This is a genomic window from Cupriavidus sp. KB_39, from assembly GCF_052114485.1.
Classification (GTDB): domain Bacteria; phylum Pseudomonadota; class Gammaproteobacteria; order Burkholderiales; family Burkholderiaceae; genus Cupriavidus.
In genome coordinates this window covers 10,689-27,804 of sequence record NZ_JBFREV010000033.1, presented here as the reverse complement: position 1 = coordinate 27,804, position 17,116 = coordinate 10,689, and the positions used below count along the sequence as shown (strand labels likewise).

12 protein-coding genes are annotated in these 17,116 nt (G+C 68.8%); 5 read left to right on the top strand and 7 right to left on the bottom strand.

The genetic code is table 11. The features are described from left to right. Window positions 1–9: 9 nt before the first annotated feature. Both AB4Z27_RS21905 and AB4Z27_RS21900 read right to left on the bottom strand, forming a co-directional pair. Entirely contained in the window at window positions 10–981 is a 972-nt protein-coding gene (locus AB4Z27_RS21905) for a DUF2272 domain-containing protein (RefSeq protein WP_092290957.1), read from the bottom strand. Between the two features lie 241 nt (window positions 982–1,222). Further along, window positions 1,223–1,501: an HU family DNA-binding protein gene (locus tag AB4Z27_RS21900; protein ID WP_092290955.1), complete on the bottom strand. Its 279-nt coding sequence runs from the start codon at window positions 1,499–1,501 to the stop codon at window positions 1,223–1,225. 819 nt (window positions 1,502–2,320) lie between these two features. On the opposite strand from AB4Z27_RS21900, the gene AB4Z27_RS21895 reads away from it, so the two are divergent. Beyond that, complete coding sequence (locus AB4Z27_RS21895) at window positions 2,321–2,818, top strand: SET domain-containing protein (RefSeq protein ID WP_092290953.1); 498 nt, start codon at window positions 2,321–2,323, stop codon at window positions 2,816–2,818. Window positions 2,819–2,832: 14 nt separating this feature from the next. Here the strand turns inward: AB4Z27_RS21895 and AB4Z27_RS21890 are convergent, their stop codons facing one another. The 4 genes from AB4Z27_RS21890 to phhA form a co-directional block, all read right to left on the bottom strand. Further along, entirely contained in the window at window positions 2,833–4,533 is a 1,701-nt protein-coding gene (locus AB4Z27_RS21890; RefSeq protein ID WP_441645257.1) for a sensor histidine kinase, read from the bottom strand. After that, window positions 4,472–5,176 carry a response regulator transcription factor gene (locus AB4Z27_RS21885; RefSeq protein WP_092290948.1) on the bottom strand — a complete coding sequence of 235 codons (705 nt, stop codon included), beginning with the start codon at window positions 5,174–5,176 and terminating at the stop codon, window positions 4,472–4,474. The genes AB4Z27_RS21890 and AB4Z27_RS21885 overlap by 62 nt, the downstream gene beginning before the upstream one ends. 110 nt (window positions 5,177–5,286) lie before the next feature. Next, window positions 5,287–5,610: a 4a-hydroxytetrahydrobiopterin dehydratase gene (locus AB4Z27_RS21880; RefSeq protein WP_255370721.1), complete on the bottom strand. Its 324-nt coding sequence runs from the start codon at window positions 5,608–5,610 to the stop codon at window positions 5,287–5,289. 23 nt (window positions 5,611–5,633) lie between these two features. Then, window positions 5,634–6,557: a phenylalanine 4-monooxygenase gene (gene phhA / locus AB4Z27_RS21875; RefSeq protein ID WP_092290944.1), complete on the bottom strand. Its 924-nt coding sequence runs from the start codon at window positions 6,555–6,557 to the stop codon at window positions 5,634–5,636. A 141-nt stretch (window positions 6,558–6,698) separates the two neighbouring features. Here phhA and AB4Z27_RS21870 point away from each other — a divergent pair, with 141 nt between their 5' ends. From AB4Z27_RS21870 to pbpC, 4 genes are all read left to right on the top strand, one after another. Beyond that, entirely contained in the window at window positions 6,699–7,178 is a 480-nt protein-coding gene (locus tag AB4Z27_RS21870; RefSeq protein ID WP_092292059.1) for an Lrp/AsnC family transcriptional regulator, read from the top strand. A gap of 93 nt (window positions 7,179–7,271) precedes the next feature. Then, window positions 7,272–13,268 carry an MG2 domain-containing protein gene (locus AB4Z27_RS21865; protein WP_441645256.1) on the top strand — a complete coding sequence of 1,999 codons (5,997 nt, stop codon included), beginning with the start codon at window positions 7,272–7,274 and terminating at the stop codon, window positions 13,266–13,268. Beyond that, entirely contained in the window at window positions 13,265–13,978 is a 714-nt protein-coding gene (locus AB4Z27_RS21860; protein WP_092290940.1) for a lysoplasmalogenase, read from the top strand. The genes AB4Z27_RS21865 and AB4Z27_RS21860 overlap by 4 nt, the downstream gene beginning before the upstream one ends. A 2-nt stretch (window positions 13,979–13,980) precedes the next feature. Next, window positions 13,981–16,185, top strand: a complete 2,205-nt coding sequence (pbpC, locus tag AB4Z27_RS21855; protein WP_441645266.1) for a penicillin-binding protein 1C — start codon at window positions 13,981–13,983, stop codon at window positions 16,183–16,185. Here pbpC and AB4Z27_RS21850 read toward each other — a convergent pair. Next, the gene (locus AB4Z27_RS21850) at window positions 16,182–17,108 is read right to left on the bottom strand and encodes a LysR family transcriptional regulator (protein WP_441645255.1); all 927 of its coding nucleotides are present in this window, start codon (window positions 17,106–17,108) and stop codon (window positions 16,182–16,184) included. The genes pbpC and AB4Z27_RS21850 overlap by 4 nt on opposite strands. Window positions 17,109–17,116 lie beyond the last annotated feature (8 nt).

The window sequence follows — 17,116 nt, the reverse complement described above, 5'->3', positions numbered from 1 at the left end:
TTCGTCCCGTCACTGCAAATCGTTCCGCATCACCAGTAGCCACGGCATGTGCGAGTTGGTGAAGGCGTCGAGCTGGCCGGCATCGTTGAGGTCGATCTCGCTCATSGTCACCGACTGCTGCACATTGCCGCCGATGGCCCGCACCACGCGCGCAGCGGGGTCCACGGCCACGACGATGTCGCAGTGCATCGGCGTGGTGCCGAAGCCGATCTCCGACAGGTTCTCGAGGTACTTGTCACGTCCGCGCGGCGCGCAGATGACATCGCCAGGGCGCGGCAGCGCCGGCATCGGCTCGATATGGAAGGCGGGACGCGGCAGCTTGCCATCCCGGGCATCGACCACATACATCGCATGGGACTGACCGGTCAGGAACTGGTCGTTGTTGAGCCCAGCCTTGCGCATCACCCACGAAATGAACACGGCCGACCACGCCCACGCGCCTTGCGTCACCTGGCGGCAATCCGGCGCCTCGCCCACGATGCCCCAGTAGCGCTGGGCCATCCGGCAGCCTTGCGCGGTGGCTTCCATGCCCGTGCCATCGGGAAAACGTATGCAATCCGTTGCATTCCCGTTCTCGTCCGATTCATCGTCCGCCGACTGGGCGCCTTGCGGGGCGAGGGGGGCGAACGATTCGACTGCCACCGGGGCGGGCAGGGGACTGTGCGTCACACAGGCGCCATCGTCGCGGCCGATGCGCATGGTCTGGCTGCCCCACTTGCGCCACTCCTGCATGGCGATCTCGACAATGCGCTCACGCGGCGTGGCGCCGGGCGTGGTGGCCACGCGCTCCAGGTCGGGCAAGGGCACGGCCTGCGGACGTGCCGTGCGCGGCGGCGCGGCGGTGCAACCACATAGCACGGCGAGTGCTACCAGACTCAGAAAACGCCGAGTCAGTGCCTGTGGAGAAAGCTGTGGAGCCTTGTGTGGAAAGCGCTGTGTATAACGCTGTGGAAATCTGGGTGCGAGCGGGCTGGACGGCATGGCGAGGCCACGGATGGCGACGCCCGAGAATCCTAGTGCTGGCCACGTCCGGACGCCATTTTGAAGAGGATTGCGGCCGCCGTCTGACGGCACGGTGCAGCTGTGCGGTTTGCCGCGCACGGCGGCGGGAAACCTGTTGTGGATAACGTCCCCCGCCTGGCGCGCACCTGCGCCGGAGACGGCATCCGGTGGCGGCACGGCGGGGTCTTGCAAACCGGGCTGATTCATCGGCCCGCAAGCATCACTGGTTGACGGCGTCCTTGAACTTCTGGCCCGCCTTGAACTTCACGGTCTTGGCGGCTTCCACCTTGATTTCCTCGCCGGTACGCGGGTTGCGCGCCATGCGCTCGCCACGCTCGCCCTGGCTGAAGGTGCCAAAGCCGATCAGGCTCAGGGTATCGCCCTTGGCCACGGCGTCCATGATCGCGGTGAGCGTCACGTTGAGTGCCTGTTCCGCCTTGGCCTTGGTCAGACCGTCCACGCCAGCTGCAATCGCGTCGATCAGTTCGGTTTTCGTCATGCTTCACTCCGTCTCGAGTTGAAAAAACACTGACGTCCTGGCCGCGCCGGCTCCGCTGGAACCCGCACCGGCAAAGACGCCGCGGGCCACATCATACCGTGTCGGGGAAGGCGCACCGGGAACAGATTGTTACGCCAGCCATTGCCAGGCCTCGGCAGCAGGGGGCTGAGGGCGATTGGGAAGCGGTATACGCGTCACGCGGAAGGGGCCTGGAAGCGCTGAGAGCCCTTCAGAGGCGTATACGCGGCTGACAGAGGGTTGGGGACGTATACGCGGCCAAAAGCGCCTGAGGGGCTTCTGGCGTGCCCGCGTGCCGGTATACGCGAAAAACGGGACCTGCTCAATTTTTCATCGACGTCCAAAACGGCCTTCCTCCCAAAGTCGGAGGGGTTCGGACGTATACCTCGCTGCGCTGCCGGCTCTCGTGCTTTCGGTTTACATCTTTCTTTTATGTATACGAATAGTAGTAGTCAATAGAGGGCGACCGTTTCTGTGGATAACCACGTATACGTCAATCGGATCAGATGTTTACGTATACCGAAAGCACAGGGAGCGGTTGTTGGCCGGCGTGGATGACTCAGCCGTCTGGAGGAGGATGGGAGGTATACCTCGTCGACTTGTTCCTGCGCCATCCCCATGTCACCCCCTTGCCGCCCACACCAAACCCGCGCGCTTATCCACAGATTTTGGCCGGTTTATCCACATGCATGACGGTATACAGGAGGCGAAAAGGGGTGTCGCGCCGACATGGTTGGCAGGTATCATCCGGGGCGCGCCGGAGTGGACCGGCAGTCATCGGTTTGACGGGGAAACAGCGACATGTCGGAACAAGGCAAGGCAAAGAAGGCGGGCAAGAAGAAGAGCGCCAGCGACCGCATCGAGGTGCGCCAGTCAGGCGTGCACGGCAAGGGCGTATACGCGATCGGCAATATCGCCGAGGGCGAGCGCGTGATCGAATACAAGGGCGAGCACATCTCGTGGAAAGAAGCGCTCAAGCGCCATCCGCATGATCCGGCCGACCCGAACCACACCTTCTACTTCAGCCTGGACGACGGCGACGTGATCGACGCCAAGTTCGGCGGCAACCGCGCGCGCTGGATCAACCATGCCTGCGAGCCGAACTGCGAGGCACGTGAGAAGAAGGGGCGCGTGTTCATCCACGCGCTGCGCGACATCGCCCAGGGCGAAGAGCTGTTCTATGACTATGGTTTGGTAATAGACGCGCGCTATACCAAGAAGCTGAAGAAGGAATACGAGTGCCGCTGCGGCAGCCCGAACTGCCGGGGCACGATGCTGGCCCCGAAGGAACGGAAGTAAGCAGTCGGAAGAAGTCAGCCGGCAGCCGTGCCGGGCGCCTCGCAGGGGATGCGGATCACGAACCGCATCGACGCGCGCCGGGGTGCCGGGTCGCGCTGCTCCCCATGGTCGCCGTGATCCCCGTGGCCAGCCACCACGGCTGACAGCGCGGACGGCGCCGGCACAGGCGCCGGGGAGGGCGCGGGCACGTCCTCGATACGGATGGTGCCCTGGTGCAGCGAGACGATTTCATGCACGATGGCCAGCCCCAGGCCGGCGCCGCTCGGCGCGGCCTGCTGCACCGCCTGGGCGCCGGGTGTGTGATCGCCCCGGAAGAAGCGCTTGAAGACTTCCTCGCGCCGCGCTGGCGCAATGCCCGGGCCGTTGTCTTCCACCATCACCACGGCCATGCCGCGATGGCCCATGGTCTCGCCACCCGCGCGCACCGTGATGCGCCCGCCGGCCGGCACGTATTTCACGGCATTGTCGATCAGGTTCGAGAGCGCCTCGCGCATCAGCAGCCGGTTGCCGCGCACCGTGGCCGGCGCGCTGCCGGTGAAGGTGGGGCCAGGCAGGATCTCGAAACCCAGGTCCACGCGGCGGGCCAGCGCCTGCGGCACCCATTCCGCGCCAATCTCGAAAGCCAGTTCGGCCAGGTCGAAATGTTCCACCGGCCCCAGCCGCTCCAGCGACAGCCCCGGCTCGGCCCGCGCCAGCGACAGCAGCTGGTTCGACAGCCGCACCGCGCGGTCGGCAGCGGTCTGCACCTCGCGCAGCGCGTGGCGGGCCACATCGGGGGAATCGGCATCGAGCGCGCGGTCCGCATGGAGCTTCACGGCGGTCAGCGGCGTGCGTAGCTGGTGCGCGGCATCGGCGATGAACTTGCGCTGGGCGTCCAGCGCATCGCGCAGGCGCGCCAGCAGCGCGTTCAGGCCGCGGATCAACGGTTCGACTTCGGCCGGCACCTGGGTTTCGTCCAGCGCGGCCAGCGAGCGGGCGGTCTGGCGGTTCAGCTTGTCGGTCAGGATCTGGAGCGGCACCAGTTCCTCCTTGAGCACGTGCGACAGGATCAGGCTGCCCACCAGCAGCAGCAGGATCAGCGGCACCGACACCGACAGCAGGATCTCGTTCGCCGCCGTCTCGCGGCGGTCTAGCAGTTCAGCGACTTCCACGACGATCGGCCCGCGCGACAGCGTGCCCTCGCCACTCGTGCCGAATTCGTCCGAGGCGGGGCTCGGCAGCGTCACCGGCAGCCGCACGGCGCGTACCTGGCGACCGCTGAACCACGCGTAGAACAGCCGTGCGTCGTGGAGCGTGGTCTGGCCCGTGCCGTAGCCGAGCCAGGTGTCCATGCCGCCGATCAGCCCGTCCGGGCCGTGGATACGCCAGTAGATGCGGTCGGAGCCTTCGGCCTCGACCAGCGTCTGGGCAATCATCGGAATATCTTGATCGAGGCGCGGCCCGGCGATGCGGATCTGCTGGGCGATGTTGTTCGCCACGCCATACAGCGCGCGGTCGAAGACCTGGGTGGTGTAGTGCGCCGCGAGCCAGTAGGAGAGCGAGCCGCTGACCAGCACCAGCGCGAACAGCGGCGTGGCCAGCGCGCGCAGCAGGTGGACACGCAGGCTCGGGTTCGAAGCGCGGACCAGCCGCGAACGCGAGGGGGAGGGAGAGTCAGTGTCCGCCACGAATCTGGAGCAGGTAGCCGAAGCCCCGCACGGTGACGATCTCCACATCCGCTTCCTCGAGCTTCTTGCGCACGCGGTGCACGTAGACCTCGATGGCGGTGTCGCCGACGGTATCGCCGCCCTCGCCAGCCGGATGGGCGAAGGTGGCCAGGTGGTCCTGCATCTGCGCCTTGCTCACCACGCGGCCCTGGCGCTGGAGCAGCAGTTCCAGCACGGCGAACTCGCGCGGCGACAGCTCCAGCGGCTTGCCGTCGACGAACATGCGGCGGTCGTTGCCGGACAGGCGCAGGCGGCCCAGGCGCACGTCGCGCTCGGGCGCGGCCTCGCCATGCTGGCTGCGGCGCAGCAGCACGCGCACGCGCGCTTCCAGCTCGGGCAGCGCGAAGGGCTTGACGAGGTAGTCGTCGGCGCCGGCGTTGAGGCCGGAGAGCTTGTCTTCGAGTTCGTCGCGGGCGGTCAGGATGATGACCGGCGTGGTGCGGTTGCGGGCGCGGTAGCGGGCCAGCAGCGTCATGCCGTCGATGCCGGGCAGGCCCAGGTCGAGGATGACGAGGTCGTGCTGCTCGCGCAGCAGGTGATCCGTGGCATACACGCCGTCATGGACCACGCGTACCTGATGGCCGGCACGGGTCAGGCCCGCCTCCACGCCACTGGCGATTTGACGGTCGTCCTCGATCAGCAGGATACGCATGGCAGGGGGCTCGGCGGCGTTGTGGGGCAATGCCGCCGATTGTACAGGGCAGCCTTGCGCGCTGCCTTTCAGTTGCCCTTCAGCTGGCGACAGTTATCTATAGCGCGACTTCAACGCGCCGGCGGGCCGCTGAAAGCCTGCTCGATGAAACGCGCCAGGTCGATATCGCGCTGGGTCAGGCCGTTGGCGTCGTGGGTGGACAGGGTGATGTCCACGCGGTTGTAGACGTTGAACCATTCGGGATGGTGATCGACCTTGTCGGCATGCAGCGCCACGCGCGTCATGAAGCCGAACGCCGCGTTGAAATCGGCGAACTTGAAGGATTTGTGAATGGCGTCGCGGTCCTGGACCGGGGTCCAGCCGGGTAGCCCGGCCAGCAGGCTGGCGCGGGCGTCTTGCGAAAGAGGGGTCATGATGGCCTCGGTGTTATGAATGTTCTGCGGCTCGGCTGTCGTCGTCAGATGTCGTTGCTGTCGGCCCAGCCCTCGCGGGTGCCGATGTTCAGCACACGGTCGCCCTCGGCGACATCGCCGGCGCCCAGCGTCGGCAGCGCGCGCAGTTGCGGGTACAGGTCCGAGAAGTCCGGCCGCGTGGCGTCGAACAGCTGTTCGAAGCTGTCGATCACGAAGTAGGTCTTCTGGAAGGTGTCGATCCGGTACCGCGTGCGCATGATGCGGTGCAGGTCGAAGCCGATCCGGTTCGGGCTGTCCGAATCCAGACTGTAGATCGATTCGCCCTGGCTGGACAGGATGCCCGCGCCAAAGATGCGCAGCCCGGCCGGGGTCTGGATCAGGCCGAATTCCACGGTGTACCAGTACAGGCGCGCGAGCATGTCCAGCGCGCCGAGCTTGGCCGCCTTCAAGCCACCCTTGCCGTACGCCTCCATGTAGTCGGCGAAGATCGGGTTGATCAGCAGCGGCACATGGCCGAACACGTCGTGGAAGCAGTCCGGCTCCTGGAGGTAGTCCAGCTGCTCGGGCTTGCGCATCCACCAGCTCGCCGGGAAGCGGCGGTTGGCCAGGTGCTCGAAGAACACCTCGTCCGGCACCAGGCCCGGCACGGCCACCACCTGCCAGCCCGTGGCGCGCATCAGCGTCTCGTTGAGCTGGTCGAACTCGGGCACGCGGTCGCGCTCCATGCCCAGCGTGCCCAGCCCTTGCAGGAACTCGTCGCAGACCCGGCCTTGCAGCATCGAGGCCTGGCGGTCGTAGAGCTTGCGCCAGATGGCGTGGTCGGTGCTGGTGTAGCGGTGCACCGGCTGGGCGATGGTGAAGTCGGGACGCAGTTCCTCGCCGGACAGCAGGCCGGCTTCGAATTGTTCCCTGAGCTTGGCGGTCATCGTGCCGGCAAAGTCGGCCGTGGTGTCCGGGGTGGCGTTCATCTGTGTGTCTCCAGCGATGCGGAATTTATGCACAGTGTAGGCGTGTGGACGTGCATTCAGGCCGCATAAACGGCTTGGTTTCGTCGGYGCATGCAGGTAACCTGCATCTTTCAGATCCWGRATGCGGATTTYCTGCGTGCCATGAACACTGCCAGCCTCGACCCCTACGACCTCGCCCTGCTGACCGCCCTGCAGGCCGACGGCCGCTCYACCCACCAGCAACTGGCCGAACGGGTGCACCTCTCGCCCAGCCAGGTCGGCCGCCGGCTGGCCAAGCTCGAGGCCGATGGCGTGATTACCGGCTACCGTGTGAATCTTTCGCCACAAGCGCTGGGTCTGGGCGTGCTGGTATTTATTAGTGTGAAACTGGCCCACCACGGCGACACCATCATCGAACGCTTCCGCGAGGAAATCCTGCTGCTGGAAGAGGTGCAGGAGTGCTACTCGGTCGCCGGCGAGGCCGATTACCTTGTCCGCGTGGTGGTGCCGGACCTGCCMACGCTGGCCGAATTCACCATGAAGCGCCTGATGCGCGTRCCYGGCGTGGAGAGCGTGCGGTCCAACATCGTGCTGACCGCCCTGAAGCGCGAAGGACCGCTGCCGCTGTCACATTTGCGCTGAATCAGCCATACACAAAATCCAAAATGTGCAGAGGCTTGCGCTTGCCATCCGCGCATGTCACCCTCGCCCCGAGCCAAATCCAACAAGGAAAGGATGATGGGGACGATTGTCACCTCGGGTCGCAGCGGCGGGTACGCCACCACGTTTGGGAGGCTGGCCGTGCTGGGCGCGGGACTGGCGCTGTGGGCCGGCGCCGGCGATGCGCACGCGGCGCAGATCGCGCGTTTCTCGCCCGAAGGGRTGGTGCCCCAGGTGCGCCAGGTGGCCATCCGGTTCGACGAGCCGATGGTGCCGATGGGCGACCTCAACGCCGCGCCACCCGCGGCGGTGTCCTGCACCGGCGGTGCGGCGGCCGGTAGCGGGCGCTGGGTCAACGCCACCAACTGGGTATTCGACTTCGAGCGTGACCTGCCGCCCGGCATGCGCTGCACGGTGCGCATTGCCGGCGGGCTCAAGAGCGTGGCTGGCAAGGCCTACGCGGGCAAGCCGGAATACCGGTTCGAGACCGGTGGGCCCACGGTGGTATCGGCCCGGCCTTCCGGCGGAGAGGTGGAGGAAGACCAGGTCTTCGTGCTGCGCTTCAACGGCGCGGCCACGGCCGGGTCGATCCGCGAACACGCGTGGTGCCAGGCCGAGGGCCTGGGCGAGCGCATTCCGGTACGGCTGCTGGCCGGCAAGGAACGCACGGACGTGATCGCGGCGGTCGGCTGGAACGAGATCGCCAAGCGGGAAGGGGAGGCGGTGCACCTGCTGGGCTGCCAGCAGAAGCTGCCGGCCGGCGCGCGCATGCAGCTCGTGCTCGATGCGGGCATCGCCACGCCCTCCGGCATTGCCACCACGGCGCCGCGCCGCTTCGACTACACCGTGCGCGAAGCCTTCGCCGCCGGCTTCACCTGTGAGCGCGAACGGGCCGAGGCGCCCTGCACCCCGCTGCGGCCGATGACGGTGACCTTCACCGCSCCGATTCCGCGCAAGGTGGCCGAGCACATCGTCCTGAAAACCCCSTCCGGCCCGCGCGCGCCGRCCTTCGACCCGGACACGCCGCCGGACGCCCCGGTGGAGTCGGTCCGCTTCACCGCGCCGTTCCCGGAGCGCGCCAGCCTGACCATCGAGGCCCCGCGCGACATCAAGGACGACAGCGGCCGCCCGCTGACCAATGCGGACCTGTTCCCGATCAAGCTGACCACCGGCGCGCTGCCGCCGCTGGCCAAGTTCGCCGCCGCGCCGTTCGGCGTGGTGGAACGTTTCGCCGATGTGCCGCGCGGCAAGTCCCCGGCCGACTATCCGCCGCTGCTGCCCGTGACGCTGCGCAACGTGGAGGCCGACCTGCCCGCCACGTCCGTGCGCGCCCAGGCGGGCACTGTGGCGCGGCTCAAGGTCGATGACGACACGGCCATCCTGCGTTGGTTCGGCATGGTCAAGCGCATGCACGAGAACACGTGGACCAAGGAACAGATCGACGCGATCCGTGCCGGCCAGCCGCCGTACCGGGCCARGAGCCCGCGCRACGCCCCGGCCATCGAGACGCGCGCGGTGCCATTGCTGCGCGGCGTGGCGGGCGCGCAGACGTTGGCGATTCCGAAATCGTCGGACACCTCGCCCCGACCCTTCGAGGTCGTCGGCATTCCGCTGCCCGAGCCGGGCTTCCACGTGGTGGAGATTGCCTCGCCGATGCTGGGYGCCGCGCTGCTCGGCAAGTCCGAGCCGATGTACGTGCGCACGGCGGCGCTGGTGACCAACCTCGGCGTCCATTTCAAGCTCGCGCGCGGCACTGCCGAGGGCGAGATGAGCGGACTGGCCTGGGTGACCGGCCTCGACGACGGCAAGCCCGTCGCCAACGCCCGCATCGCGGTGCGTAGCTGCGAGGGCGCCCTGCTGGGCGAAGGSACCACCGACGCCACCGGCGTCGCCCGCTTCGCCAAGCTGCCGGACCAGCGCTACCAGGACTGCGGCAACGGCATGGAGGGTTACTTCGTCTCCGCACGGATCGCCGCCGACCACCCGAAGGCGCGCGGCAAGGCCGACATGGCCTTCGTGATGTCGAACTGGAACCGTGGCATCGAGACGTGGCGCTTCAACGTGCCCACCGACATGAGCCCGAAGCAGACCGTGCGCGCGCACACCATCTTCGACCGCACGCTGCTGCGGCTGGGCGAGACGGTGTCGATGAAGCACCTGCTGCGCAGCGAGACGGCGCAGGGCTTTGCGCTGCCGGCATCGATGCCGGAGAAGGCCGTCGTCACGCATGACGGCAGCGGCCAGACCTATGAACTGCCGCTGGCCTGGCGTACCACGGCCACGGGCGGGCGCAGCGCCGAGAGCACCTTCCAGATCCCGCAGGCAGCCAAGCTGGGCGTCTACACCGTGGGGCTGGTCTATGTCGATGGCCGCACGCTCGACGGCGGCAGCTTCCGCGTCGAAGCATTCCGCCTGCCGGTACTGTCCGGTACGCTGAGCACGGCCAAGGACCCGAAAGCCAAGGGCAACGCGCTGGTCGCGCCGGGCGAGGTGCCGGTCGGCGTGGAAATCCACTATCTGAACGGCGGCGGCGCGGCCGGCCTGCCGGTGCGCCTGTCGGCGCTGCTGCGCGAGAAGCCGGTCAACTTCGCCGATTTCGACGAATTCTCGTTCCAGCCGCCGCGCGCGCCGGACGAGAAGGCCACCGTCGATGACGAAGACAGCGAGGACACATCGGGCGAAAGCCGCGAGAAGCTCGTCGCCGACAAGCTGCCCGTCACGCTGGACAAGGACGGCAACGGCAAGGTCACGGTCAAGGACATGCCGAAGATCACTACGCCGGGCGACCTCGTACTGGAGGCCGGCTTCGCCGACCCGAACGGCGAGATCCAGACGCTGCGCCAGACCGTGCCGGTGTGGCCGGCCGCCGTGGTGGCGGGCATCCGCGCGGCCAACTGGGTATCGGTGAGCCAGAAGCTGTCGGTACAGGGCGTGGTGCTCGACACCCAGGGCAAGCCGGTGGCTGATACGCCGGTGCAGGTGAAGGCGCGCGCGCGCATCACCACGTCTGCCCGCCAGCGCGTGGTTGGCGGCTTCTATCGCTATGACAACCGTACCGAGAGCAAGGACCTGGGCGTGGTGTGCGAGTCGCGCACCGATGCGCAGGGCCGCATGCGCTGCGACGTGTCGCTGGCGCAGGCGGGGCAGGTGGAGCTGATCGCCAGTGCGCGCGATACGGACGGGCGTGTCTCGCAGGCTTCCACCACGGTCTGGGTCACACGCCAGGGCGAACTCTGGTTCGGCGGCGAGAACCACGACCGCATGGACGTGCTGCCGGAGAAGCGCGCCTACGCGCCCGGCGATACCGCCGTGTTCCAGGTGCGCATGCCGTTCCGCCATGCCACGGCGCTGGTCGCCATCGAACGGGAAGGCATTCTCGAAACGCAGGTGGTGGAGCTGAACGGCACCGATCCCACGGTGCGGCTCAAGGTGAAGCCGGAATGGGGGCCGAACGTCTATGTGTCTGTGTTAAGCGTGCGCGGGCGCCTCCGCGACGTGCCGTGGTACTCGTTCTTCACCTGGGGCTGGCGCCAGCCGGTGGACTGGTGGCGCGCGTTCCGCAGCGAGGGKCGCGACTACGTGGCGCCATCGCCGCTGGTGGACCTGTCCAAGCCGGCGTTCCGGCTCGGGCTGGCCGAGATCCGCGTCGGCAATGAAGCCCATCGGCTCGACGTGACCGTGACGCCGGACAAGGCCACCTACCCGGTGCGCGGCAAGGCGCGCGTGGTGGTGCAGGTGAAGCTGCCCGACGGCAAGCCCGCCGCCAACGGCGAGGTGGCGCTGGCCGCCGTGGACCAGGCGCTGCTCGAACTGATGCCGAACACGAGCTGGAACCTGCTCGACGCGATGCTGCAACGGCGCAGCTATGGCGTGGAGACCTCGACCGCGCAGATGGAGATCATCGGCAGGCGCCATTACGGCCGCAAGGCCGTGCCGGCCGGCGGCGGCGGGGGCAAGAGTCCGACGCGCGAACTGTTCGACACGCTGCTGCTGTGGAACCCGCGCGTGCAGCTCGACGCCGAAGGGCGTGCCACGCTCGACGTGCCGCTCAACGACTCGCTGACGAGCTTCCGCATCGTCGCCGTGGCCGACCTCGGCGTGGGCCGTTTCGGGTCCGGCAGCGCCACCGTCGCCGCCACGCAGGATCTGCAGATGATTTCGGGCCTGCCGCTGCTGGTGCGCGAGGACGACAAGTATCGCGCCATGTTCACGCTGCGCAACACCACGCAACGGGCGATGACTGTGGAGGCCACCGCGCGCGCCACGCTCGTCGATGCCCAGACGCTGCCGGCGCAGACCGTSGAGTTGGCGGCCGGCGCCTCGCGCGAGATTGGCTGGGACGTGACCGCGCCGGCGCTGCTGGCCTACAGCCGCAGCGGCACGGYAATGTGGGAGGTGGCGGCGACCGAGAAGGGCGGTAGCAATGCGGCCGACCGGCTCAAGCTCTCGCAGCAGATCGTCCCGGCGGTGCCCGTCACCGCGCAGCAGGCGATGCTGGCGCAAATGACGCCGACGGTCTCGGTGCCGGTGCAGGCCCCGGCCGGCGCGCTGACCGATCCGTCCGGCAAGCTGCGCGGCGGCATGCAGGTGACGATGCAGTCGTCGCTGGCGGGCGGGATGCCTGGCGTACGCGAGTGGTTCCGCCACTATCCCTATAGCTGCCTCGAACAGCGCACGTCGAAGTCGCTCGGCCTGGGCGACACGGCGGCGTGGGATGCACTGATGGCGCAACTGCCGTCCTACCTCGACAGCAACGGCCTGGCCGCCTACTTCCCGCTGCAGAGCGATGCGAGCGCGGGCAGCGAGGTGCTGACGGCCTACCTGCTGTCCGTGGCCGATGAGGCCGCACGGGCCGGTCTGCCGATGCGCCTCCCCGAGGCGCAGCGCGCGCAGATGGAGCGTGGGCTGACGTCGTTCGTCGAAGGGCGCATCACGCCGCCGCGCTGGGCGCCGGCATCCGCGTCGATGGACCTCGACGTACGCAAGCTGGCCGCGCTCGAGGCACTCTCGCGCACCGGCCACGCCCAGGCGCGCATGCTCGGCAGCGTCCAGATCCTGCCCGCGCAGTGGCCCACCTCGGCGCTGATCGACTGGCTGGCGCTGCTCTCGCGCGTGACGGACATCCCCGAGCATGAAAAACGCCTCGCCGAAGCCCAGCAACTGCTGCGCAGCCGGCTCACGGTGCAGGGCACGCGGCTGGTGTTCTCGACCGAGCGCAGCGACGACTGGTGGTGGCTGATGGCCAACGGCGACGTCAACGCCGCCAAGCTGCTGGCGCTGGCCACGCAACTGCCGGGCTGGAAAGATGATGTGCCGCAACTGGTGACCGGCCTGCTGGGCCGCCAGACGCGCGGCGCGTGGGGCACCACCACGGCCAACGCCTGGGGCGTGCTGGCCGTGCAGCGCTACGCGCAGGCGTTTGAGAAGACACCGGTGGCCGGCGGCGCGCGCGTGACGCTGGGCGATGCCTCGCGCACGTTCGACTGGTCGGGCGCGACCAAGAAGGATGGCGTGGCGAGCGGCGCGGTGGAACTGCCGTGGCCCGCTGCCGGCACGACTGGCACCTTGCAGGTCGAGCAGCAGGGCTCGGGCCGTCCCTGGGCCACGGTGCGGGCGATGGCCGCCGTGCCGCTGCGCGATCCGGTGGCGGCGGGGTATCGCATCAAGCGCACCGTGACACCGGTGGAGCAGGCCGTGGCGGGCAAGTGGTCGCGCGGCGACTCCTATCGCGTGCGGCTCGAAGTGGACGCGCAGGCGGACATGACCTGGGTCGTGGTGAATGATCCGGTGCCGACCGGCGCCACCATCCTCGGCAGCGGGCTGGGCCGCGATTCGCAGATCGCCACGAGCGGTGAGAAGAAGTCGTCGGCGACCTTCACCGAACGCACGCCCGAGTCGTACCGCGAGTACTTCGGCTACTTGCCCAAGGGCAACGTGGCGGTGGAGTACACGGTGCGGCTCAACAACGCCGGCGAGTTCGCGCTGCCGCCCACGCGCGTGGAGGCGCTCTACGCACCCGACGTGTTCGGCGCCGCCCCCAACGCCAAGGTGACCGTGGGAGCGCGCCCRTGAGCTGGCTCGCGATGCGGATGCCGCCGCGCGTGCGCGAGTGGTGGATCGCGGGCACGCTGGCCGCCGTGGTCTATGGCGTGCTGCTGCTCCAGGCGTCGATGGAGTTRCCGCCCGGCACGCCGCTGACCGGCCAGATCGCCTACCAGCCGGCGTGGAAGACGGCGATGGCGATCATGCTGGCGCGCGCCGCATGGTTCCATCGCCCGCTTGGCGAGCGCCGCTGGCTGGTAGTGGCGCTCGTGTTCTCGGCGATCGGCGATTTCCTGCTCGCGCTGCCGGGCTTGAAGATCTCGTTCCTCGGCGGGCTCGGCGCCTTCCTGCTGGCGCACCTGGCCTACCTGCGCCTGTTCGTGCCGATGGCGCGTGATCTCCGGCCGCAGCGACTGCTGGGCTGCGGGCTGGTGATCGGTGCGGCGGGCGCGCTGCTCGGCCGCTTCTGGCCCAATCTTGGCGAGATGGCGCTGCCGGTCACGGTCTACATCGGCGCGCTGGCGGCCATGGCCTGCGCGGCGCTGTTGGCGCAGTTGCCAACGCCGCTCGCCGCGCTGGGCGCGCTGTGCTTCGTCGCCTCGGACGCGATGATCGGCATGGCCAGGTTCCTGTCCCCGTTCGATACCTACCAACTCGGCATCTGGTGGACCTACGCGCTGGCGCAGGTGCTGCTGGTGGCGGGGGTGGTGTCGGAGCGCGGGGAGGCCGGGGGACGATGACGATGCCGCGCCGCTTGTTTGCCCCACTCGTCCTGCTCGCGCTGGCCGCAGCCACGTCCTCGGCGGCGGCGGTGCCCGCCTTCCGCGACGTGCGCGACAACTGGCGCAGCGCCGACATCGTCGTGATGGATCGCCATGGCGAACCCGTGGCGCGCGTGCGGGACGACTTCCGCGCGCGGCGTGGCGACTGGGTGACGCTGGCCGACACCTCGCCGGCCCTGCGCACGGCCATCGTGCTGTCCGAGGACCGGCGCTTCTACGCGCACAGCGGCGTGGACTGGCAGGGGGTGGCCGCCGCCGCGTGGGCCAATATGTGGAACACGCGCACGCGCGGTGCCTCCACGCTGACCATGCAGCTGGCCGGTCTGCTCGATGAAGACCTGCGTGCCGCGCGCGGGCGCAGCTTCGGCCAGAAGGTAGGGCAGGCGGTCAGCGCCGCCTCGCTCGAACACGGCTGGAGCAAGGACCAGATCCTCGAGGCATACCTGAACCTCGTGCCGTTCCGRGGCGAGCTGGTGGGGCTCTCGGCGATGTCGCAGACGCTGTTCGGCAAGGTGCCGAGCGGCCTGAATGCGCGCGAGGCGGCACTGGCCGTGGCGCTGGTGCGCGGCCCCAACGCCGCGCCGGGGCAGGTGTCGGTGCGGGCGTGCCGCATCCTGCGCGAGATGAAGCAGCCGCGCGAGTGCGACGGCCTGGATGGCTTCACGGCGCTGGCCCTGGCGAAGTCGGCCAGCGTGCCGGACGCGAGTTTCCGGACCAATCTGGCGCCGCACCTTGCGCGCGCCGTGATCGCCCATACGCGCGAGACGCTGCCGGCAGGGCGGCCGGTGCCGGCGCGCATCGCTTCCACGGTCGATGCCGAGGTGCAGCGCGTGGCCGTGGACAGCCTCTCGCGCCATCTGCGCGAACTGGCCGGGCGCAATGCCGAGGACGGCGCCGTGGTGGTCATCGACAATGCCAGCGGCGATGTGCTGGCCTATGTGGGCTCCTCAGGCGCGCTGTCGTCGGCCGCACAGGTCGATCACGCCGCCGCGCCGCGTCAGGCCGGCTCGACGCTGAAGCCGTTCCTGTACGCGCAGGCCATCGAGGAACGACGGCTGACGGCCGCGTCGCTGCTCGATGACCGTCCTGTCAACCTGCCGACCGGCGGCGGGCTCTACATTCCGCAGAATTACGATCATCGCTACGCGGGCTGGGTCAGCCTGCGCGCGGCGCTCGGCTCGTCACTGAACGTGCCGGCCGTGCGGACGCTGGTGATGGTCACGCCGCATCGCTTTCATCGGCGGCTGGTGGCGCTGGGCCTGCCGCTCACCGAATCGGGCGATTACTACGGCTACAGCCTCGCGCTGGGCAGCGCCGATGTGTCGCTGCTGTCGCTGACCAATGCCTATCGGAGTTTTGCGAACCAGGGCGCCTACGGCCCGGTGCGGATGACCGTGGACGGCGCGACGGTGCCCCGCCAGCCCGTGATGAGTCCGGCGGCCAGCTATGTGATTGGCGATGTGCTGGCCGACCGCCACGCGCGGGCGCGAACCTTCGGCCTCGACAGCCCGCTGACCACGCGCTTCTGGACCGCCGTGAAGACCGGCACCAGCAAGGACATGCGCGACAACTGGTGCATCGGCTGGTCGCAGCGCTACACGGTGGGCGTGTGGATCGGCAACGCCAGCGGCGCGAGCATGCACGATGTGTCGGGGGTCTCCGGCGCGGCGCCGGTGTGGCACGACGTGATGGCGGCGCTCCATCGGCAGTCGTCCAGCCGCGCGCCCGCGATGCCGGCCGGCGTGGAGCGGGTGCCGCTGACCTTCGCCGACAACCTCGAGCCGGCGCGCGAGGAAGTGTTCCTGGCCGGCACCGCCGTGACGCGCATCAACGTGGGCGCGGCGCCACCGTCGAGCGGCACGCCGGCCATCGCCAGTCCCAGGGAYGGCACGATCTTCGCGCTCGATCCCGATATTCCGCCCGATGCGCAACGCGTCTGGTTCCATGCCGATGGGCTGACCGGGCAGACGGCGCGCGCGGTGAGCTGGCGCATCGACGGCAAGCCGCTCGGCAAGGGTGGGCAGCTGGCGTGGCTGCCGTGGCCGGGCCGGCATCGCGTGGAACTGGTCGATGCGGCGGGCAAGGTCGTCGATGACATCGGCATCGAGGTGCGCGGCGCCAGCGTGCGCGAGGCCGGGCCGCGGCGCACGTCRATGCGGCGCTAGGCCGTTGCCGGCAGGCCGCGCGCCTTGAGGAAATCGACGAATACGCGCAGCTTGGGCGGCATCAGCGCGCGGCTCGGGTAGTAGAGGTAGAAGCCCGAGAACGGCGGCGTCCAGTCTTCCAGCACGGTGACGAGCTGGCCTGCCGCCAGCGCGGCCTGGATGTGGTGCGGGAACTCGTAGATCAGGCCGAGCCCGGCCACCGCAGCCTGATGCAGCATGGTCTTGTCATTGGCGATCAGCGCGGCGCGCGTATCGACCGTGAACGGCCGCCCGCCGCGCGCGAACTCCCAGCGATACACCGAACCTATCGGCCCGAAGCGGTATTGCAGGCAGGCGTGCTGATGCAGTGCGTGCGGCGTCTGCGGCGTGCCGTGGCGGGCGAGGTAGTCGGGCGAGGCCGCCACGAACATCCGCAGCGGGCCGGTCACTGGAATCGCCACCATGTCCTGGTGGAGTGCCTCGCCCAGCCGCAGGCCGGCGTCGAAACCTTCGGCGATCAGGTCGACGAAGCGGTCGTCGGTGACCAGATCGACGCAGATCGACGGATAGGCGCGCATGAAGTCCGTCAGGATCGGCCGCAGCGCGATGACCACCGCCGAGTGCGAACTGGTCAGCCGCAGCGTGCCGACCGGGGTGTCGCGCTGGGCGCGGGCGTCCTCGGTGGCCGCCTGGATCTCGGCCAGCGCCGGCGCCACGCGGGCCAGCAGTGCCGCGCCGGCCTCGGTCAGGCCGACATGGCGCGTGGTCCGCTGCAGCAGCCGCACACCCAGCCGGTCTTCCAGGTGCCGGATGGTCTGGGAGACCGCCGAGGGGCTGACGCCCAGCGCGCCGGCAGCGGCCGTGAAGCTGCCAAGCCGCGCCACGCAGGCGAAGGCGGCCAGCGAGGGCAGGGAATCAGGATCGATTGTGAAGTCGGRCTTCATGATGCWTG

Bases quoted from the DNA above. Each gene is read 5' to 3' on its own strand.
- AB4Z27_RS21900 (WP_092290955.1), bottom strand. From the start codon at position 1,501: ATGACGAAAACCGAACTGATCGACGCGATTGCAGCTGGCGTGGACGGT.
- AB4Z27_RS21895 (WP_092290953.1), top strand. From the start codon at position 2,321: ATGTCGGAACAAGGCAAGGCAAAGAAGGCGGGCAAGAAGAAGAGCGCC.
- AB4Z27_RS21890 (WP_441645257.1), bottom strand. From the start codon at position 4,533: ATGTGGAGATCGTCACCGTGCGGGGCTTCGGCTACCTGCTCCAGATTC.
- AB4Z27_RS21885 (WP_092290948.1), bottom strand. From the start codon at position 5,176: ATGCGTATCCTGCTGATCGAGGACGACCGTCAAATCGCCAGTGGCGTG.
- phhA (WP_092290944.1), bottom strand. From the start codon at position 6,557: ATGAACGCCACCCCGGACACCACGGCCGACTTTGCCGGCACGATGACC.